Origin of the sequence: Nostoc sp. 106C (genome assembly GCF_002154725.1) — a bacterium.
Taxonomy (GTDB): Bacteria; Cyanobacteriota; Cyanobacteriia; order Cyanobacteriales; family Nostocaceae; genus Aulosira.
On record NZ_MTAW01000093.1, the window covers coordinates 1 to 21070 of the forward strand.

Sequence of the window (21070 nt, forward strand, 5' to 3'; positions counted from 1 at the left end):
TTTAACATATTTTGGGTTATTTTTATCAGGTTTTTCTTAACATTCAACGTTTCTGTAAAAATATATATAGGAATCTTATTTAATTACTAAAATTATTTGCGTGGTGCACGCAGCGCAGCGTATGCGTAATAGGGAGGAAACTTTTAACATCAAAAGGGAATAGGGAAGAAGGAATAAAGTTATACTGAGTTGTTTTCAAGAATCATTGTGCTGAGTTGCGAAGTAAGAAGTGCGGAGTTTTTTGCTGTCGATTTTAGTGCGTAATTGTTCAATAATTGCGATCGCTTATTCTACATTAGTGCGCGCTGCTTGGAGGTGAGAGCGACTGTCTCCCAGGGGCGAGGACTTATGGGGTTTTTGCGTCTTCGCACTATATCTATCATGAGGGCACAGCAGTGCTGTGCCCCTACAATGTGGTATATAGATTTCAATACGCTTGGGTTAAGAAAATTTCTCTGTGGAAAGAGGAAACTCTTAACAGGGAACAGAAAAAATAGGCTTATTTGAACTGTATTGATATCTATTTACTAATAAAAATTACTTGTAAATTGTCTGAAATAAGCTGGATTGAAATACCCAACTTCTCTAATAAATTGGGTATTTGAGTAGATGCAAATCAATTGCAGGGCGATGCATTAATATAACAAGGGAATGCGTAGACGCGGAACGGTGAATATTAAATGTTACTTGACTCTAAAGTCCGAGATGATAGCTGATGCTGTTGTTTCGCTACCATTTGAATACTACGATTTGGCCCTGTTACCAAACCACGGCGTTTTGGCTTAACATCACCATCATCCACTAGCGCCAAATCCCAACTTGAGAGAATTTTTGCTAGTATTACTTTCATTTCATACTGGGCAAATGCCATACCAATACAGCGTCTCGCACCACCGCCAAAGGGTAAGAACTCATAGGGCGAAAATTGACGTTCTAAAAAGCGTTCTGGTTTAAATTGCTGATGTTGGGGGTATAAATCTTCGCGCTGGTGGGTGAGATAAATGGAACCAAGTACGACTGTACCGGGTTCTAGGTCGTGACCACACAAAGATACTGGTGTTTTTACTACTCGTGGGAAAGTCAGCATCCCGACAGGATAAATCCGCAAGGCTTCAGAGTAAACAGCGTTAAGATATGGTGATTTAAAAACGCTACTGGGGTCTGGGCGATCGCCCAAGCTATCTAGTTCTTGTAGAAGTTTTTGCTGTACTGATGGCAATTTATGAATCCAGTACAATGCCCAGGTGAGGGCTGTGGCTGTGGTTTCATGTCCTGCTGTCAACAGAGTCATCAATTCATCACGCAACTCTGCATCTGTCATGCCTTCACCAGCTTCATCACGCGCCGCCATGAGTAAGCTAAGGATATCTGTGCGCGATGGGTCGGGATTTTCTCGCCGTTCCTGAATTTCTTCGTTGAGAAGTTGATGAACTCGCTGTTTGCGGCGTAGGAATCTTCCCCAAGAACTGCGAGGGCCAAAATCTTTTTGTAAAGCAGGAAAATAAAGTTCAATGACCCGTAGGGGGGAGGTTTCATTCAGCATTATAGCTAAAAGTTCCTCTAACTCTTGGGCGCGTGACCCTTCATATAATCCAAATACAGCTTGCATAATCACCCGCATGGTAATAATTTGCATAGCCGATCGCACACAGAAGGATTTGTCTATCTGCCATTGACTAATTACCTGTTCTGTAACATCGTTAATCACTTGGCCATAGGTTCGCATTCTGTCACCGTGAAACGGCGGCATTAATAACTGGCGTTGACGGCGATGTACCTCACCGCTGACTGTAATCACAGAATTTTTCCCTAGCATCGGTTCAAATACCGTGTTCCAGTCATTAGGTGCCTCAAATTCCTTGGTATCGCTGGTCAAAATTTGCTGTAGCGCCTGAGGATTGCTGACAAAGACAATAGGTGGATTTAATTGCAGAGTGAAAATATCACCATAGCGTTTGGCACAATCTTCCATAAACGGCATGGGTCGGAAAATCCACTGAAGCATCTGGATAAGCGCTGGAGATTTAGGACCGTTGGGTAATTTCATAGGCTTTGTCTGTTGAGTTATTTCTGTTTTGCCAATTAAGCGCACAGAACAACATTAAATTTTTCTGAATGAATATAGAAGCTGCTTATCTTTGTATTGCGAAAGTGCAATCAACTGTTACAACCTGATGGTTGTAAAATTTTTGTTAACTTGGACGAGCATCTATAGTTTCTCCTCATCCTCTTAAGGTATTCAGCATGACAGCAACCACCCCTAAGGCATCTTCAGCGCTTCCGAATTTTTGTGAAGGAATTCAATATTTTGGTGAGGCTTTACCAGGTTTTGAAACTCATGGTGCAACCCCTGCTATAGAATCAGGCAATGTGGCGATCGCATCTCCCACAGAACCGAATGCCGTCTATCAAACTTTACTTGCGGCCGATGCTCTACGTTACCTGACGCTACAAGTTACAGGTAGTAAAGCTTCTGGACACCCTGGTGGATTTGCTAGCCAAGCGGAAGCTTATGCGGCTCTCGTCATGTTAGGGTACAAAAACATTATTACGGAAGTCGGTCACCACGCCCCTGGATTTTATAGTGCGATGTTCCTCGATCGCTCTTTAGAGGATATGGGAATTTTTACAGTTCAACAATTGCGCGATCGCTTTCGTGAAAAGCATGGACTGTTAGGCCATCTTTCTGGTTACATACCAGGTATTCTTGCACCTGCGGGGCCTTTAGGACAAGGACAGCACTTTGCAATGTCAGCCGCACTGCTGCACAAAGATAAATTATTCCCCTTCACCGTTGGGGATGGTGGACTGGGTGAACCTTATATTATGAGTTCAATGGCTCACTTCCATACTGCTTATCCCCATACCACTAACTTCTTACCCGTGCTGGTGTGGAACGGTTACAGCCAAGAACATCACAGTATGGTTTCGCTCAAAACCAACGAACAGATGACAGCATACTGGCAAGGTAACGGTTTTGAGGAAGTAGTGTTAGTAGATGCCAAAGAATTTGACGATCGAGACCAAGCTGGCGATTATGTTGATAGTACCGCTTTTTCCTTCGAGCAACGGTTAGCCTTCACCAAAGCCGTGCTTTTGGGAGTAGATAAAGCAGCGCGTTCAGCTTTGAGTGGTAAACTTACCGTCTTCATCATTAAACAACTCAAAGGTGCAGGAGTCCACGCCAGAGGTGCAAAATCTCACAACCTCTATCCTAAAGATACGCTGGATGCTCCCCATATTGTCAGCGCCTTAAAAGAACGTGCTTTATCTAAGGAAGCTTGGGAATTAGTGCGGACAAATGCAGAACGCGCTGGCGGTGGCCCTGCGGCTAAAACAGTAGTGACAGAATTTGAATTACCATTACCAGACTTAGGCGAATTACCTTTAGAAGAATATGCGGTAGGTGGTGAACCCAAAGTTTCCACAACAGCAATGGGAAGATTAGTGGGAATTGTGGGGACAAAAGACCCGAATTTCTTAGTAACTAACGCTGATGGTAACGAAGCATCAGGAATTGCCAATATCAACCAAGCACTGAAGATTATTCACCCCACAACCGACGACTTATATAACCAAGCACCAAATGGACAAGTTTATGAACCATTGAGTGAAGATGCTTGTGCAGGTTTAGCTGCTGGTTTGTCATTAATGGGTGCAAGAACCTTGTGGTGTTCTTATGAATCTTTTGCCATCAACGGATTACCAATTTGGCAAACTGTAACTCAAGCAATGGCAGAATTGCGCCGTCAAACTCCCTCAACAATTACTTTATTTACTGCTGGCGCATTAGAGCAAGGACGTAACGGTTGGACTCACCAACGTCCAGAGATTGAAGCTTATTTTGCTTCATTAATGCGAAATGGCAATGTGTTCCCATTATTCCCCCCCGATGCTAACAGTATCCAAGCTTGTTATGACTGGGCATTGAAAACTAAAAATAAGGGAATTGTAATTACTGCGAGTAAATCACCTTTACCAATTCGCACCACATTAGAACAAACTCGCCAAGGTTTACGCGACGGTGCAGTTTTATTGCATGAAGTTCCAGGTGATAAGCAAGTTGTCTTTGCTGTCATTGGCGATATGACATTAATGCCAGTATTTGAAGCAGCAGCTTTCTTAGAAACTGAAGGTATTGGTGCCAAGATAGTTTCTGTTATTAATCCCCGCCGTTTGTATCGTCCTGATGATACAGCTTGGGATACTTGTTCAGAACCCGATGGTGGTTTTTTAGATGATGCCAAATTTGCCGAATTATTTGATGGCGATGCGTTAATTGCTGTTACTGGTGGTGCAGCGGCGATGGTAGAACCAATTATGTTGCGGAGTAATTCTAAGCGCGATACTTTTGCTTGGAAGCGTGGCGAAACTACAGCGAGTGCTGGTGAGTTGATGGCGTTTAATGGTTTGACTGCGGAAGCGTTGACTAAAAGAGCGATTGAATTAGTGCATTAAATCTTTATCTCATGTAATATAATGCCCCCATCTAAAAATTTTCACGATGGGGGTTTGTTATGATAGTGATTTAATCGAAACTATTAAATCTAAAATGATTAATTCTCAGAATTTCCAGCCACCTAAATTTTTTATCTTACCTCAAGATGGCCATTCCATTAATCATAATGGAATGAAGTATGTGATTGGAGAGATGATTGGTCAAGGTAACTTCGGTAAAGTATATAAATGTGAAGATGAGTGGAGCAACGAACTTGTAGCTAAAATCCTTATACCTCGAAATCAGAGCTATGAAGAAGTTCAACAAAAATGGCTGGAAGAGATAGATAAGTTAGTTTATCTTCGTCATCCAAATATTACCTTTGTATATGATGCTTTTGAATATAGAAATACTTTTTACCTTATTATAGAGCGTTGCCATTGTACACTTGAAGACCTGCTTAATCTACAAAACTTTCAGGGGGATGTATGGCTACCACATATTGCAAGAGATCTATTGCAAGGGATTCATTTCATGCACAATGCTGGTTATGTTCACAAAGATATCCATCATGGAAATGTTTTTGTGTCATTAATGCAGGATAAGATGATTCCCATGAAAGATCCAGTTTTAAGGTTTAAAATCGGAGACTTGGGAATAAGTATATTAGAAAGAGATATTGATGTGTTTAATACAACACTTGCGGCATGGATGCTACCACCAGAGTACCTTGCTCCACAAAAATTTGGGTTGATTGGTAGACAGGTAGATATATACCATATAGGGTTGTTGCTATTAAGTTTACTGCTGGGGAAAATTCCACAATTTACATATGATGAAATCTTAGCTGGAAAGCCACGGCAAATAGCAGAGAGTTTATCTTCACGTTATAGTGACGTAATAGCAAGAGCATTACGTAGGCACGTTGCATACCGAACACAATCAGCGCTAGATTTTTGGCGGGAAATATTAGAGGCAAGCAAATTTTAACAGTAATTAAGGCGTAGGTTGGGTTGAGGAACGAAACCCAACATCTAAAAACTTTGTCAATGTTGGGTTTCACTTCGTTCAAAGCAACCTACAAAAGAGTGCTTGATTATAAGTAGCATCACTCTCCAAATTTTAGCCATCCTAAATCATTCGTGAACAACAAGATCCCCGACTTCTTGGAGAAGTCGGGGATCTGAGTCTGGTTATTTTTACAAATCAAATAGTATGGCTATGGTAAGAATGTAATATGAGTAAAATCTTTAACAGCTTACTAAACTTCAAATATAATCATGACTACAGATGCAGAATATCAAGCAAGAATTATCGCCTATAACTGGGATGACTTAATAATATTATGGTCAGAAATTAAAGCAAAAAATACTTCAAACTTTTGGGATGAAGGTAAAGCATTAGAATATTTAGTTTTACGTGCATTCCAACTAGATGGTGCTGAAGTGGCTTGGCCTTATACTGTAACAATTCAAGATAAAGTAGTAGAACAAATCGATGGAGTGGTATATACAGACAGTCTAGCCTGCTTGATAGAATGTAAGGACACAACTAAAGAAGTTAATATTGAACCCATAGCAAACCTACGAAATCAACTACTACGAAGACCAGCAGCAGCTATTGGGAGCGTGTTTAGTCGCAGTGGATTTACAGAAGCAGCAGTAACATTAACTGGATTTGTAGCACCTCAAACTATTCTATTGTGGGGAGGACAAGAAATAGAATATTCACTCACAAATAAATGTATATGTAAATTCTTAGTCAAAAAATATCGTATCTGTGTGCAAAAATGTATCCCTAATTACGACATTACAACGGAGATTTCATCATGAACCTGGCATATATGATTGCAGAAAGTGATAAAGATGTAGAGATTTTACAGAAATTGCTACCGCAAAATCTAAGTAAAAATATCAAATTCATAGCAGGTGAAAGTTCTTACAGAGCGCGTTCTTTAGCTAGTTCACTGCTTGCTACTCGAAAAACACCTGTTGCTCTTGTATTAGATGCAGATACAGATAACGAATCTCAAATATTTGAAAGAAATGAATTAATTAATTATGTACTAAATCAGGCATCATCGGGAATTCCTTATCAAGTGTTTCTGGCAATTCCCCAATTAGAAATTGTATTTTTACAAGATAAATTATTAATAGAGAAAATAGCACAACGCCAATTCAATGATTTAGAATGGCAGTTGGCTCAAAGTAAACCTAAAGAATTTTTAGAAACAGTATTCGGAAATAATGAGCAAATAAATGCCAGAATATTTGAAAATATAAATGATGCGGAAATTGAGATATTACAACAAAGTCCATTAATACAAGAAATAATTAAATTCCTATCATCGCTAATTACATCTTCTGTTGCAATTAACTAACTATCCATATAATATATTTAAATTTAAGGAGGAATGAAAGTATGAGCGATATTCACGGTATCGTTCGCTTGAACCTAGATTTATCACCAGAACTTAATCAAATATTAGAAGAACTGGCAACAAAGATTGGCACAAGTAAAAGTGATGTTCTACGCCAGGCTATAACGTTGATGCAAATCATGGTTATAGCTAAAGAAGAAACCAAAAAATTAGGAGTTCCCGAAGCAAATCAACTGATAGCGAATGAAATCATTTTTTCATCTGAGCAGCCAAAACCGCATCCACTAGATACATTTATGGAAAGGCTGGGCCCGTGGGAAGATGAACGGACTGCTGAGGAAATAGTCAAAGAGATTTATGATAGCCGTACTATTTCTAACAATGACATTAGTCTATGACTTATTTACTTGATACCGATACTTGTATTTATTGGATAAAAGATATTAATTCAGTCAGAACTAAAATTAGACAAATAGGATGGGAGCAAATTTATATTTGCAGTATCACTGTTGCTGAGTTGTACTTTGGTGCTTATAATTCTCAACGAGTGGTGGAAAACTTAGCTCGTGCAGAAGACTTTATTCAAAATTTACCTGTTGTACCTTTAACTACCCCGGCTCTCAAAAAGTTTGGAGAATTAAAAGCAGAACTTCGCAGGCTTGGACAACCAATTACTGAGTTTGACTTACTGATTGCTAGTGTTGCGTTGACAGGAAATTATATTTTAGTGACTAACAATACTCGTCATTACAGTCGCATTACCAGACTACAACTTGAAAACTGGACTTTGCTTTAAAAATATCGAAAATGGAATGTACGATAGGCAAATTGCCGCAACTGCACTAGTTTTAGCAAGTAAAGGTGATGCTGTGCAGGTATTAACGTGCGACCAAAACATCACTGCATTGGGTTTGGTTACTATTGTTTGGTAGTTATTCGATGAATCAAGCGATCGCACTCTACCTCAATGCGATCGCTTTATGATGTAGAAATTCAATACTAATTCTTGACTCGCCCGTTAGTTGGCTCCTGTAAAATTGCAGTTGGGACGGGTTGAGTAGCGGGAACCTCTACAACCGGAGGAACTTGCGAAATCAATTTTTTATTACCCCGCTTGCGATTAGAACCACCTGCTTTAGCATACTCCATGCTATTTTTACCGTAGACAGTTGCAACTCCACTCAGCATCCGTTCTGAAAGTTCCGAAAGCGCTTTGTCCATCTGGGTAGCTGTCTTACGCGATTCTTCAAGATTAGACAACAGCGTATTATGGGCTTCCACAACAGCACGGGTATTATCAATTAGGCGAGTATAGGCTTCAATGGTTAATCCGTGTCCTAAATCCAGATTCTCATTAATAGATTTTAGCAAAGCAAGACGACGTTGGGCTTTTTCCACAGCAGCAGAACCGCGAGTTGTCACAGTCATGAGAAATACTCCTACAATAATTCTCTTTCAACATAGTGGAGTACCTTTGTGACTGAGATGAGTAGTTTTGTTGATTTAATTACTCGCATTGATTGGGACTATATCTGTGTTTTTACTCGTTTGTCTGTGTCTCTCAATTGTTTCAAGATAAACGCAATTAGCAATTGTAGTCTCTGAAATGGCAATTGTAGTATCCAAAATAGCAAATGTAGTCTCCGAAATGGCAATTGTAGTATCTAAAATAGCAAATGTAGTCTCCAAAATGGCAATTGTAGTATCTAAAATAGCAAATGTAGTCTCTGAAACGGCAAATGTAGTCTCTGAAATAGCAAATGTAGTCTCCGAAACGGCAAATGTAGTCTCTGAAATAGCAAATGTAGTCTCCGAAATGGCAATTATGGAGTTGGATGATAGATGCAATAAAGCTTACGGAGAGTCGCACTGCAATTTTCCGAAATTGGCAACCCAAGTATGTGAGTAATTAAATTGGCTTCTGGTAGCTGTAACTTCATTTCTTGAGCATTCAGTTCCAGTAAAATCTAAGCGGAAAGGCTATGCGAGAAAATTTTTAAACAACACATGGCAGAAAAAAAATTAGAAGCTTTAATAGCTAAAACTGTCAAAAAAGTGCTCAAAAAAGAAATAGGTAAATTTAAAAAAGATAATTTAGCGATTGTATCAAATCAAGCTAATAATACATTAGATAGTTTCGTAGCTAATGTTGATACTTGGAAAGATCAAGACAATACAGAAGAAATTATTGATGATATATATGCCAGTCGTTATGTGAGTTTACCTTCAAAAGAAGATGCAGAACTTGAGCGTAAGTTACGAGAACTAAAGTTTAAACAAGAACTTAGAAAAGATTGGATATCATTTCTTTTGAAAGATGTAATAGTATATTCTGCTACTGTTATTTTTATTTTTACTGTCGCTGGCTTTTATCTATTCACTCTGATTCAGAGGTATTAACTTGCGTATTATATCCTGTGAGCAGCGTTATACTTATGATAAAATGACTTTGATAGTAGTTTACCCATCCTCATATCTCTGTGTCTCTGTGGTTAGATAAATTATTTGTGAACCGCAGAGACGCAGAGGCGCAGAGAGGAAACACAGATTTTATTGGAGATAATGCGATCGCTTTCAGAAGTGCGATCGCTTACTGCAACGTCAAGGACGTTCGCAACTACATAAGTCTCATAAGAAACGTTAACCTAAGTAATTTTTCGTAACTAATTTTACAGGCGACGAAGCAAACTTGCGGAAAGTAGACTCTTGTGTATATCCAGAAAAACTGTACTGGATATAAAAGCTACTTTGATTGGTAAATCTGCAAACAAGTATCATGCTTGCTTTGCTTAATGGCAATTTTCCTGTCAGGGTGTTGAATTTCTCTATTCGCAAGTGTGATGGAACTTTAGGAATATGATCGGGCTTTTAATATTTTTGGTTGTTGTAATTGCCACTGTAGTTGTCATTATCATTAGTAGCTACAACGATTTAGTTAAGTTTCGCAATCGCTACAAGAATGCTTACTCCCAAATTGATGTGCAATTACAGCGTCGCTATGACTTAATTCCCAATTTGGTGGAAACTGCTAAAGGTTACATGAAACATGAACGGGAAACCTTAGAAGCAGTGATTGCAGCCCGGAATTCTGCACTTAATGCTAGCAGCCGCGCTGTACAAAATCCTGGCGATCCGCAAGCGATGCAGCAGTTGGGTAATGCGGAGGCGGTGCTGACAGGTGCGTTAAGCCGCATGATGGTACTTTCGGAAGCTTACCCGGAATTGAAAGCTGATCGCTCGATGAGTCAGGTAATGGAAGAACTATCTTCTACAGAAAACCGGATTGCTTTTGCACGTCAGGCTTTTAATGATGCTGTGACACTCTACAACACTAAAGGCGAATCGTTCCCCAGTAACTTAGTAGCACGCACTTTTAACTTTACTAATGCCGAGTTACTGCAAGAAGCCACACCAGAAATGAAAACTGCTCCCCGCGTGTCTTTTTAGATGTCTATGAATTTCTTTGAACATCAGGATAAAGCACGCCAAAACACGCAACAGTTAATCGGGTTATTTGCTGCGTCGATCGCAGTTATGATTGTGGCGATTTATATTGCCGCGTTATTTCTGTTCCGCATGGCTCCCCGGATTTGGTGGCATTTAGGATTATTTCTCTCTGTGGCTGGTGTCACCATTATTGCGATCGCTATTGCAAGTTTGTATAAAATTTTCTATCTTCGCGCAGGAGGTAGTGTAATTGCTCAGGAGTTGGGAGGACGACTGCTGCTGCCAGAAATGGCTGACGAACAAGGGCGACAACTATTAAATATTGTCGAGGAAATGGCGATCGCTTCTGGTATTTCTGTGCCGGAAGTCTATCTCTTGGAATCAGAACACGGTATTAATGCTTTTGCTGCCGGGTTTTCACCTAACGATGCGGTGATTGGAGTTACCCGTGGCAGTCTGCAACATCTGAACCGGGATGAATTACAAGGAGTTATCGGCCATGAATTCAGTCACATTCTCAATGGAGATATGCGGCTGAATTTGCGTTTGATGGGACTGCTACACGGAATTTTGTTTATTTACTTAGCCGGGGAATTGCTCTGGCGTTGGCGCGTTCGCAGTAGCTCCGAAGACAAAGGTTTGCCTTTGTGGGCGTTTGGTTTGGCACTGATGGCGATTGGCGGTATCGGATTACTCTGCGGACGCCTAATTAAAGCCGCTGTCTCTCGTCAAAGAGAATTTCTGGCTGATGCTTCGGCGGTACAATTCACTCGCAACCCTGATGGCATGACTGGAGTACTGCAAAAACTCCAACAGATGGATTCACGCTTGATTACGCCAGGTGCAGAAGCCGCCAGCCATATGTTCTTTGGCAATGCTCTCAAACTCTCCTTCGGGGAAGATATGTTTGCTACCCATCCACCGCTTACAGAACGTATTGGCCGCATTGGGGGTTTGAATGCGCGTGATTTAGGTGCAATGCCATCTCCTATGCGCAATCAGGCGCATTCTCAGGATGGGTTAGCAATGGGTTTTGCTGGAGGTGGAAATCCTACAGCAGTGACGCCAGAACAAGTAGTCAATCAGGTGGGAAGCGTTGCACCAGAGCATTTTGCTCATGCTCAAGCGTTGTTGGCGCAGTTACCAGAAACTCTACGTTTGCAAGTAAGAGAACAGCAAAGTGCAACAGCGATCGCTTTTGCCTTAGCCTTAGATACAGAAAATCCCCAGGTACAAGAACGCCAAATTGCTTGGTTAAGCCAAGTACAGCCTGCTGAGTTGGTAGAGAAAACCTTAGAATTTAGTAGCGAAATTAGCCAACTAGATCCCAGCCTGCGCCTACCCCTTGTGGATTTGACAATACCTGCATTGCGGCAAACTTCCGCTAAAGAATGTCAAAGGTTGTGCAAATGCGTTCAAGGTTTAGTTACAGCTAGAGGAAGTTTATCGCTGTGGGATTTTGTGTTGCAGTTAGTACTGTGGCATCGACTTCAGCCTTGTATCAATCCCACCTCAACTACAGCTGTAGAATTCACTTCTATAGAACAGATTTGGTCAGATAGCATATTAGTACTGTCAGCACTAGCACGAGTGGGACAATCTCAACCCGATGAAATCGCCTATGCATTTCGTTCTGGTGTTTTTCGACTTCCGGGAGCCGGACAGCAAGAAAAACCAGATGCACCTGTTGCTTGTAACTTTGCTGATATTAAGAAAAGTATTGAACGCCTCCGCCTTGCTAGTCCTAAACTTAAGCAAGCTCTTGTTGATGCCTGCGCTCACACGGTTTTACTAGATAATAAAGTTACGCCATCAGAGGCAGATTTGCTGAGAGCGATCGCCATGACTCTAGACTGTCCTATACCCCCATTTTTAAATTCTCAAAGAGGTTTTCCCAAACCCAAACAATCTTCAGCAAAGTAAAGTTCATGCCATGATTGATACCCGTACACACCAAGTCCGCCGTTGCGGACTTTTTATTTTGCAGAGTTTTGATTTTTGCAAAAACAGAGAATTTACTGGGAACGGGCTACGAGCTACGAGATCCCCGACTTCTTCAAGAAGTCGGGGATTTTACCATCTTACGAGAACTGCTATATAAAGATTTTTATGCCAAAACAATTTACTGGGAACTGTATCCGGGTAAGCTTCCGTCATAGGCGAAAGTACAAGTTAATGGTGAGGAGTGGTGAGTGATGAGTTATTAACTCAAAACTCTCTAAAATATCTGTGTCTGCTCCCGTATACTTCCCCTTCTCATTCTGGTATAAGGTGGTTAACAATGGGTTGAATGTGTTTCAAATAATTCAACTTTATGCCTAGAACCCCGAATGAATACGCAGTACACCTTCTACTAGAAAGTGGTCATCGCGAAGAAGTACGTTTTCCTACTATTCAAGAGTTTCAGAAGTGGTATAGTGGCGAACTTGTGCCAAAGTCTGCTTCTCATGACTTTATTAGCGTGCCGATCAAGAATATTCAAGGGGAGTATATGGTAGTACGCCCATCTCGAATTACCGCAATCCGGGTAGAACCAATTTTTAGCTCTAGTGTTGAAAGATACGATTAAATGATGAGAAAAACCCTTGCCTTGCTTTCCTTAAGTCTAGGAATTGCCTTTGTAAATACACTCTGGTCAGCTGTTGCTCAGGTTCCTGATTTACCACCGCCAGTACAGACTAATCCTGGAATACCTTTAGTAGTACCACCTAGCAATCCTGAAGTACAGCTGCCGCTCAAACCTACTGACTTAGGAAACTGTACCCCTAGCTATGCTTGTTTGGGCTGGGATGAGCAACTTTGGGGTAGCAGGGGTAAACGCGGCGATCGCCAAGCACTTTTAGCAGCAATTGATAATAGCTTACGTTACCTGGAAAAAGATAAGGCGATCGCTGCTTATCAACAATATCCAATTAAAGAAATTACCCTGGATCGGGTACGTCGGAGTTTGGTACGCTTCCGTCAGCTGGTTGTCAAATCTAAATCACCAGCCCAACTACAAGCTGCTGTCCGCAAGGAGTTTGTGTTTTACCAATCCGTAGGTAACGACGGCAACGGTACTGTTAAGTTTACCTCTTACTACGAGCCTGTTTATCTAGCTAGCCGTGTACGAACTTCTGAATACAAATATCCCCTTTATCGACTACCACCGGATTTTGACCAATGGGCTAAACCTCACCCAAAACGGATTGATTTAGAAGGTCAAGATGGGTTACTGGGGGATAAAAGCCAGTTGCACGGTTTAGAAATGTTGTGGTTCCGCGATCGCCTAGACGCATACATGATCCACATCCAAGGATCTGCCCAAATTCAGTTAACTGATGGTAAAAAAACCTCTGTTGCTTATGCAGGTGGAACAGATTATCCTTGGACAAGTATCGGCAAAGAACTGGCAAAAGACGGCAAACTCCCACTAGAGGGATTAACACTACCAAAGTTGGTCAGTTACTTTAAGCAATCTCCACAGGAATTGAGTAATTATTTGCCTCGCTGGGAGCGGTTTGTCTTCTTTAAAGAAACAAGCGGTACACCAGCCACTGGTAGTATTAATGTGCCAGTTACACCAGAGCGTTCCATTGCCACCGATAAGTCTATTATGCCTCCTGGCGCTCTAGCCCTGGTTTATACTGCTATTCCTTATCCCAATACCGTTGGTAACCTAGAGTTTCGGAATGTTAGCCGCTTTGTGCTCGATCAAGACACAGGTAGCGCCATCAAAGGGCCGGGAAGGGTAGATTACTTTATGGGAACCGGCAAATTAGCAGGCGATCGCGCTGGGATTACAGGCGGTAACGGCTCCTTATATTATTTATTGCTCAAAGAATAGATATTGGGCATGGGGTATGGGGCAAACAAGGAGTGTGGAAGGTGTGGGAAGATGGGGAAGACTAAGTGTGGTTTCTTTCTCCCCACACACCCCACACTCCCTTGCCCCCTCATCCCCTAATAAGGCGGATAACCAAAATCATCTTCATCAGCGTAAACATAAGAACTGGAAACACCCGCCATTTCCATTTTAGGTGTTTCTATTTTCACAGCTTCCTTACCAAATTCTTTGTGTTCTTCAAAAGTCTTACAAATTATTGTAGACTCAGGCGAATCAGAAGCTATTAAGTATTGTGTTAATGTTCCAACTGTCGGATGTTTGAAATCCACAGTAGAAGCAACCAAAACTGTATTTGGTTCTATGCCTCTTTCTTCACACTCAATGATGGGAGAAAAAATTCCGTGAGCATGGAATAGAGGACCTTTGGGTGACACAGCTTGCTTTCTATATGCCGCATAGGCCCTTTCTAATTCAGCAACGAAACCATTAACAACTTTACCTTGTTGATATTCGCAGTAGGTTTTGCTGAAACTTGCCCCAGCTGCACCATTAAGAGTTAATTGTAGTGGAGTTTCATGTAAAAACTTTTTATTTTCTCCTACTAAAAAAATCAAATACCGAGTGAAAGTTTTAAATTTAAGTTTATCTGCTAAAAAAGCATCGTAATTTTCTTTAAGTGTACCCAATTTCAGCCCAGTTTCTCTATCTTTGACAGATAGCGGTCCGCGACGTACTATCACTAAGTTTGGAGTACTAGTAATAAATACAGTTTCGGCTCCGGAGCTAAATTCATGCTCTACCTGTTGCCAATTATCGTCTGGCTGAAAGCCAACAGCATGGGCATTATCCAGCTTTACTGCCAAACCATAAGATTGGATACCATCTGTGCCATACCGAGGATTAATCATCTGACACCAGGGAATGACTTGAGAAGGGGGTGCATTAAATTTCTCGTCCTCAAAGTCGAACTTAGCAGATGCTTTCATCGTTTTAGGCTATCCAAGTGTTGTGCTAAATAAGTGTATCAGTAGTCAAGAGTTAAGAGTCAAGAGTCAAGCCTCAAGGGTCAAATCTTAATTTTGAATTCTTTGTCCCCCTTGCTTCCTCGTTCATATTTTCTCAAACAATAATACTTTTGTACCACTTATTTAGTAGATCGGGTCAATGCTAAAGCAGATTTACTAGCAAGCTTGGGATTAAACCGCGCATAAGTACAGTTAATTGCTGGGTTTATTGATACATATCTAGAATTGAATGCGCAAGAAGCAGTGTTTCAAGAACAGCTTGCTAGGGTAGAACAAAGGCAAGAGGAACAAGTTATGGAAATTGTCACTAAACCACATCTATTTTGAGAACCACAGTTTTAAAAGTAGTGGGAGCATTTTGCTCTAAACCCTCTTCCCTCCTGCCTCATCCCAACGATAAATATTCACGCCGACCTACTTAACTGATAACTGGGTAGCCGCTACTTGGGATGAATACATTCAGGTAATTGAAAATCCTGCCTATGAAAAAGCTAAGGGCTACTACTACAATCATAAAATGAGGATTGAAATGCCTTCAGTAAGTATTTACTGTTAGTGTTTTACTAGTCTTACAACTAGCTCCGCAAGCGTAAATTCCGGCACTTCTAACCGTATTGAGTGGTAGATCATATCATCGCTTTTGAAAACCGCCACTATCAAACTCAAAAACCTGGTCAATGGTGACCAGGTTCGCTCGAATTCACAGTTTTCAAATCGTTAAACTTGTTAAGTGTTTGCAAAAATCTATAACTAGGGTGGACATTAAAACTAGCAACTTCAGCATTTTTTGTTTTTCCGCTTTGGGATTTGGCTTTGCCTTTCTTAGAAAGAGTTTATGCCACTTCACTATTAAGATGCTGAAACTTGCTTGGGCTGATGACGGGAGACACCGGGTCATGTGCCCTTCGGTTTGGTTCTGCTTTATTTGGTGTCCTATAAATACAATTTACCACCAGGATAATTAGCCGCAACCCTTTGTTTACCAAAGTTGATATTTTGTTGAATTCTGCAATACAGATTGAAACTTTTACATAACCAAGTTTACTAATCTAATTGTATGGGCTAATATGCGATCCCCAAAAGCCTGAATTTGGATAAAATATGCCCTTAGTAGGATGTTTTGATTAATCAAAAAAGATAATAAAACTTATTTAGATATGATGCATATAAACTTGGATAATGTTTTGTGAGCAAAGTCTAGAGTTAAAAGTCAAGAGTTACTTTAGACTCTTGACTTTTAACTATTTCAACAAGAAAATGTGCAATTTAAACGGGTATTAGCTTACCATTCCCACATCACAAGACTCTCATCTAGGTGAGCCGTGACAATTCGCCCAATGGCATCAATTTCTGCAAGTTCAGCAGCAGAAAGTTTAACTTCAGCAGCTAATGCGTTGTCTTTGGCTTGTTGAGGATAACGCGCACCTGCGATCGCATTTGTCTGAGGTTGGGCAATTAACCAAGCTAGCGCTAACTGGGCAAGGGTTGCATGATGTTTCTCGGCTATGGGGCGGAGTTTGTCTAAAGCTTGTTGGGCGCGTTCAAAGTTTTCTCCTTGAAACAACTTATTTTTAGCACGATTGTCTGCTGCGTCGAATTTATGACCGCGAGCAAATTTACCTGTTAACAATCCTTGTGCTAATGATGAATAAGCAAGAATGGAAATTTGATTGTCTATACAATAGGGCCTTAAATCTTTTTCTATCTGTCGCCAAAATAGAGAATAAGGTGGTTGTATACTATCAATCCGCCCATATTTGGCAGCTTCTGCTATTTGGTCACGGGAAAAATTAGAAACACCAATGGCACGAATTTTACCTTGCTCATTCAGGAAGTTAAGAGCTTTCATTGTTTCCTCAATTGGTACAATTTCACTATTAAAAGCACCAGATGGCCAATGAATTTGGTAGAGGTCGATATAGTCAGTTTTGAGGTTTTTCAAAGAACCTTCACAAGCCTCTATCACTTGCTGATACTTGAGATGATTAGCAAAAACTTTTGTGGCATACTGCACGCGATCGCGCACATTAGATAAAGCTTCGGCTACAATGCGCTCAGAATGTCCTTCCCCATAGACTTCAGCAGTATCAATTGTGGTAATGCCAGCTTCAAATGCGGCGCGAATTGTTTTAATTGAGTCAGCATCCTCAATTCCTACCCACATTTTTTTACCAGCTTGCCAAGTTCCCATCAAGATAGGCGTGATTTCTACATCTGATTTTCCTAGTTTTCGCTTTTCCATAGTTGCTTCCTAATTCATCTCCCTGGATAGTTTTACACTGTAGCGGTCTTAGGGTGAAATTAAATCAGAGTTAAAGTAGATGTCGATGAATTTAACCACAAATTTCCATGCACTTAAAGAATGGGCAGTTGCGATCAATGCTTTAGAAAATGGCAATACTATTATGTTGCTCCGCAAAGGCGGTATCCATGAAAAAAATGGACGTTTTCAAGTTGCTCATAACCAGGTTTTGCTCTACCCTACATTTGAGCATCAACAAACTTTTTTGCTTAAACCTGAGTATGCCAATCTTGTATGTCCAGTGACATCAGGATGGCATCCGGAAATGGTTCGCATCGGTAGTTGGGCTGAAATTACCGATATTTTGCCAGTGAATGATGAGTCAATAGTTAACAGCTTGCTTCCTTTCCATATTTGGAATGAGCATTTTATTAGCGATCGCTTAAAATGGAAATCTCGCCAGCCCTTGTATATTCTCCTGTTGCGGACTTATAAACTACCCGAAGTGCAAGAAATACCTTATCGTCCTGAATATGGTAGCTGCAAGTCTTGGATTGATTTAGATCAACCTATTAACATTCAAGGAGCAGAACCAGTATTGTCAGAGTCTAGCTATCAGCAATTAGTAGCGGAGATTCGCGCTATTGTTGGCGACAAGTTGTATGTCCCGTTGTTCTAATACTCATATCGATTCCCTTGAATTCTAGCTATAGATAACGATATGGCAACGTGCACAGATGAATCTGTAGCCAGATTTTGAGGACTTTAGGACTTACGCACTCGTGACGAAAAACTAAGCCTTTGCGATTACTTCGCTACCCTGCGGGAACGCTTTCAGCGAACGCTTGTAATGACGTAAAATCGTAGTCCTTGCGTAAGTCCTGGACTTGTAACAATAGCTAGTAAGTAGAACGGTGTGGAAAAACAAAACTATGTTTTGAAAAATCAAATAGGCTTAAACCCTCTTCCCTCCTGCCCTTCGGGTTCGCCAGTCGCTCATGGGGAAACCCCCAAGACCGCGCTGGCTCACCTTCTGCCTCCTGCCTCATCCCAACGATAAATATTCACGCCGACCTACTTATAAGTAATACAAACTAATGTAACCAGAAAAACAAATCATTTACACCTGAGGTCTAGCCTAAAACAGTAACTCTTGATACATACACTGACAAAAACCGCAAGTAATATTAAAAAAACTTCACCGTAAATAATGGGAGCGGTATAGAAGTTGGTTGATGCTGTTTTTGTATCTTATGGAAGGGCCCGTTAGATTATAGGCTTGTGGGTGATTATCTGCTGCAAGGCAGTATTGGATGTGACAGTTATATCTATTAAACAACAAAATTATCCCACAAGAGTGATGCAGGTATTGACAAAAGTCTGCCAATATGCAATATATGCTTAACGCAAAGGAGTTTACCATGCAGCGACAAATGTGCTGGTTATCTAGTTCTACTGGTGATGGGGAGAAAATTTTGCATTTGCAGACCGCGCCCAATCAACCTTGGCGTCCCTACACAGCTTGTAGGCAATACGCAGTCCCAGATTATCAAATACCAGGTGGCTCTAAAGGTTGGGCAACTTATCAAAAATTGCTCAAAGCTGGCTGGACATTGGTACATAGCGCACGCGCAAACGAGTTTGCCAGCAACTACTCAGAGTCAATAGTCCAAAATCAATAAGTCCACAGTTATTCGAGTAGACTGTGGACTTAATTTATTAACGCTTCAGAAACCTATTGGCGAACCTTCCCCCCGAGGATCGGCTGCTCCCTCTAAAGTGTTATCTGCCGTTACGACGATCGCATTAGCATTGCCCCAAGGAGTTGCTTCTTTAATGTTGTGCCCGCGATCGCGCAAATTCTGTAAAGTAATAGCATCTAAACCCCAAGGTTCTACGCGCAACTCATCGGGAAGCCACTGGTGATGTATGCGTGAAGCAGACACTGCTGCACCAGCATCCATGCCATATTCCAACACGTTGAGGATGACTTGCAAGACTTGGGTGATGATCGTACTACCACCAGGCGAACCCACTGCCATGCGTAACCGATTATTTTCGGTGACAATTGTGGGCGTCATGCTAGATAGAGGTGTTTTGCGAGGTGCGATCGCATTTGCTTCGTTACCAACCAAACCAAAAGCGTTGGGGACTCCCGGCGCAGCTGCAAAATCATCCATCTCGTTGTTCAGCACAATACCGATTCCTGGTGTTACTACACCAGCGCCAAAGCCAAGGTTAATTGTAAAAGTCAGACTTATGGCATTGTGCTGCTCATCCACAACTGTCAGATGGCTGGTTTCGGGAGACTCGTAGAATTTTGGATTTTGGATTTTGGATTTTGGATTTGGAATTGTTTCAAGCCCAGGCTTCACCTCAGTTGAGGGTTGAGCTACTTTCATGTTGATTTGTTGACGGCGTTTTTTAGCGTAGGCTGTGCTGATGAGTTGCTGTACAGGAACTTTGACAAAATCGGGATCGCCTAAATATTGTGAGCGATCGGCGTAAGCAATCTTCATCGCCTCTGCCATTAAATGTAAACCATTAGGATGATGCCATCCCCAGGATTTTAAATCGGTGTCCCCAATAATGTTTAAAATCTGCAATAGGTGAACCCCTCCCGATGAAGGTGGTGGCATAGAACAGATTTTAGCTTGACGAAAATTGCTACAAATAGGAGTCCGCCAGATTGGTTTGTATGCTTTTAAGTCTGCCAGAGTAATTAAACCACCGTTTTTTGCCATATCTGCGGCGATCGCTTGGGCAATATTGCCTGTATAAAAACTTTGAGGATTCTGGGCAATTGCTTCTAAAGTTTTAGCTAAGTCACGCTGTACTAATTTTTCTCCTGGTTGGTAATATTCGCCATTGCGAGTGAATATTTCCCGCGCCGCTGGATTACTGAGAATTACTTGTTTGCGATTCTCAAAGGCTGGCAAAGAGCGGTAGGTTACTAAACGACTGAGGGTAAAGCCATTTTTAGCGAGAGCGATCGCAGGTTGTACCACTTCTCGCCAAGGCAGCTTACCATAACGACGATGCACTTCATACATTCCCGCCACCGTCCCTGGTGTCGCTACCGCTAAATAACCATTCACACTTGCATTTGGACGCACCTTACCTTGTGCATCTAAGTACATATTTTTTGTAGCATTTAGCGGTGCGCGTTCCCGGAAATCCAGCGCTTTCATCTCGCCAGTTTTCTCAGAATGCATCAGCAAAAATCCACCGCCACCAATTCCTGCTGAAAAAGGCTCTACCACAGAAATCGCAAAGGTTGTGGCGACTGCTGCATCAACTGCATTGCCACCCTTGCGTAACATAGAAATACCTGCCTCACTTGCCAAGGGATGTGCTGAAACCACCATCCCTTTTTTGCTGCGTAGAGGTATAGTAAAGGCAGCTGATACAACTTGGCTGTGAAAGAGAACGCTCAGAGAAAAGACAGCGATCGCAACTCGTTCGTATTTAGCAAAAACACGCATTTTCAGGCAATTTAAAAGAATATTTTTCAGCGTACATGGAAATACCTGCTATATCCCAATACAGTTCAGTTAAGAAAATTCATTTACAACAAAGCTCACAAATAATTCCTAAACAAAAAACCGAACAATTATTTTGGAGGGGGTTTGGGGGACGCAACCGTCCCCCAATCGGGGGTTTGGGGGATTCTCCCCCAAATCTTAGTTTTTGTCCGACAGATGAGAACTCT

The 21070-nt window shown here is 41.3% G+C and carries 21 protein-coding genes; 16 read left to right on the top strand and 5 right to left on the bottom strand.

Annotation, left to right across the window (positions count from 1 at the left end; genetic code table 11):
* Positions 1–676: 676 nt before the first annotated feature.
* A complete protein-coding gene (locus BV375_RS11215) occupies positions 677–2047 on the bottom strand; it encodes a cytochrome P450 (protein ID WP_086760592.1) in 1371 nt (456 codons plus the stop codon).
* Positions 2048–2244: 197 nt separating this feature from the next.
* Between BV375_RS11215 and BV375_RS11220 the strand changes: the two genes are divergently transcribed.
* The 6 genes from BV375_RS11220 (at position 2245) to BV375_RS11245 (ending at position 7614) form a co-directional block, all read left to right on the top strand.
* A complete protein-coding gene (locus BV375_RS11220) occupies positions 2245–4458 on the top strand; it encodes a transketolase (protein WP_086760398.1) in 2214 nt (737 codons plus the stop codon).
* 94 nt (positions 4459–4552) lie between these two features.
* Entirely contained in the window at positions 4553–5428 is an 876-nt protein-coding gene (locus BV375_RS11225; protein ID WP_086760594.1) for a protein kinase family protein, read from the top strand.
* 290 nt (positions 5429–5718) lie between these two features.
* Positions 5719–6270, top strand: coding sequence for a restriction endonuclease (locus BV375_RS11230; protein ID WP_086760400.1), 552 nt, complete (start codon positions 5719–5721; stop codon positions 6268–6270).
* Complete coding sequence (locus BV375_RS11235; RefSeq protein ID WP_086760402.1) at positions 6267–6818, top strand: hypothetical protein; 552 nt, start codon at positions 6267–6269, stop codon at positions 6816–6818. The genes BV375_RS11230 and BV375_RS11235 overlap by 4 nt, the downstream gene beginning before the upstream one ends.
* Positions 6819–6859: 41 nt before the next feature.
* A complete protein-coding gene (locus BV375_RS35925) occupies positions 6860–7216 on the top strand; it encodes a CopG family transcriptional regulator (protein WP_134075930.1) in 357 nt (118 codons plus the stop codon).
* A complete protein-coding gene (locus BV375_RS11245) occupies positions 7213–7614 on the top strand; it encodes a type II toxin-antitoxin system VapC family toxin (RefSeq protein WP_086760404.1) in 402 nt (133 codons plus the stop codon). The genes BV375_RS35925 and BV375_RS11245 overlap by 4 nt, the downstream gene beginning before the upstream one ends.
* 203 nt (positions 7615–7817) lie before the next feature.
* On the opposite strand, the gene BV375_RS11255 is transcribed toward BV375_RS11245, so the two are convergent.
* Positions 7818–8246 carry a hypothetical protein gene (locus tag BV375_RS11255; RefSeq protein WP_086760407.1) on the bottom strand — a complete coding sequence of 143 codons (429 nt, stop codon included), beginning with the start codon at positions 8244–8246 and terminating at the stop codon, positions 7818–7820.
* A gap of 178 nt (positions 8247–8424) precedes the next feature.
* Here BV375_RS11255 and BV375_RS11260 point away from each other — a divergent pair, with 178 nt between their 5' ends.
* The 8 genes from BV375_RS11260 (at position 8425) to BV375_RS11285 (ending at position 14091) form a co-directional block, all read left to right on the top strand.
* Positions 8425–8727, top strand: a complete 303-nt coding sequence (locus tag BV375_RS11260) for a hypothetical protein (protein WP_208099101.1) — start codon at positions 8425–8427, stop codon at positions 8725–8727.
* 98 nt (positions 8728–8825) lie between these two features.
* Positions 8826–9218: a hypothetical protein gene (locus BV375_RS37555; protein ID WP_208099102.1), complete on the top strand. Its 393-nt coding sequence runs from the start codon at positions 8826–8828 to the stop codon at positions 9216–9218.
* 107 nt (positions 9219–9325) lie between these two features.
* Positions 9326–9481, top strand: a complete 156-nt coding sequence (locus BV375_RS36790; RefSeq protein WP_166507428.1) for a hypothetical protein — start codon at positions 9326–9328, stop codon at positions 9479–9481.
* Positions 9482–9674: 193 nt separating this feature from the next.
* Positions 9675–10265, top strand: coding sequence for a LemA family protein (locus tag BV375_RS11270; RefSeq protein WP_086760410.1), 591 nt, complete (start codon positions 9675–9677; stop codon positions 10263–10265).
* Complete coding sequence (locus tag BV375_RS11275; RefSeq protein ID WP_243713912.1) at positions 10266–12188, top strand: M48 family metallopeptidase; 1923 nt, start codon at positions 10266–10268, stop codon at positions 12186–12188.
* A 68-nt stretch (positions 12189–12256) separates the two neighbouring features.
* The gene (locus tag BV375_RS36795) at positions 12257–12424 is read left to right on the top strand and encodes a hypothetical protein (RefSeq protein ID WP_166507429.1); all 168 of its coding nucleotides are present in this window, start codon (positions 12257–12259) and stop codon (positions 12422–12424) included.
* A 155-nt stretch (positions 12425–12579) separates the two neighbouring features.
* A complete protein-coding gene (locus BV375_RS11280; protein ID WP_086690514.1) occupies positions 12580–12834 on the top strand; it encodes a hypothetical protein in 255 nt (84 codons plus the stop codon).
* Positions 12835–12837: 3 nt separating this feature from the next.
* Positions 12838–14091, top strand: coding sequence for a murein transglycosylase A (locus BV375_RS11285; RefSeq protein WP_086760600.1), 1254 nt, complete (start codon positions 12838–12840; stop codon positions 14089–14091).
* Positions 14092–14207: 116 nt separating this feature from the next.
* Here BV375_RS11285 and BV375_RS11290 read toward each other — a convergent pair whose 3' ends face one another.
* Together BV375_RS11290 and BV375_RS11295 are read right to left on the bottom strand one after the other, a co-directional pair.
* Positions 14208–15077 carry a DUF5895 domain-containing protein gene (locus tag BV375_RS11290; protein WP_086760413.1) on the bottom strand — a complete coding sequence of 290 codons (870 nt, stop codon included), beginning with the start codon at positions 15075–15077 and terminating at the stop codon, positions 14208–14210.
* Between the two features lie 1321 nt (positions 15078–16398).
* Positions 16399–17358 (bottom strand): aldo/keto reductase, encoded by a 960-nt coding sequence (locus BV375_RS11295; protein ID WP_086760414.1) that lies wholly within the window; start codon positions 17356–17358, stop codon positions 16399–16401.
* Positions 17359–17437: 79 nt separating this feature from the next.
* On the opposite strand from BV375_RS11295, the gene BV375_RS11300 reads away from it, so the two are divergent.
* Entirely contained in the window at positions 17438–18037 is a 600-nt protein-coding gene (locus tag BV375_RS11300) for a DUF1802 family protein (RefSeq protein ID WP_086760416.1), read from the top strand.
* 742 nt (positions 18038–18779) lie between these two features.
* Entirely contained in the window at positions 18780–19040 is a 261-nt protein-coding gene (locus tag BV375_RS11305) for a hypothetical protein (RefSeq protein ID WP_086760602.1), read from the top strand.
* A 45-nt stretch (positions 19041–19085) separates the two neighbouring features.
* On the opposite strand, the gene ggt is transcribed toward BV375_RS11305, so the two are convergent.
* On the bottom strand, positions 19086–20843 hold the full coding sequence (ggt, locus tag BV375_RS11310) for a gamma-glutamyltransferase (RefSeq protein ID WP_086760418.1): 1758 nt from the start codon (positions 20841–20843) through the stop codon (positions 19086–19088).
* Positions 20844–21070 lie beyond the last annotated feature (227 nt).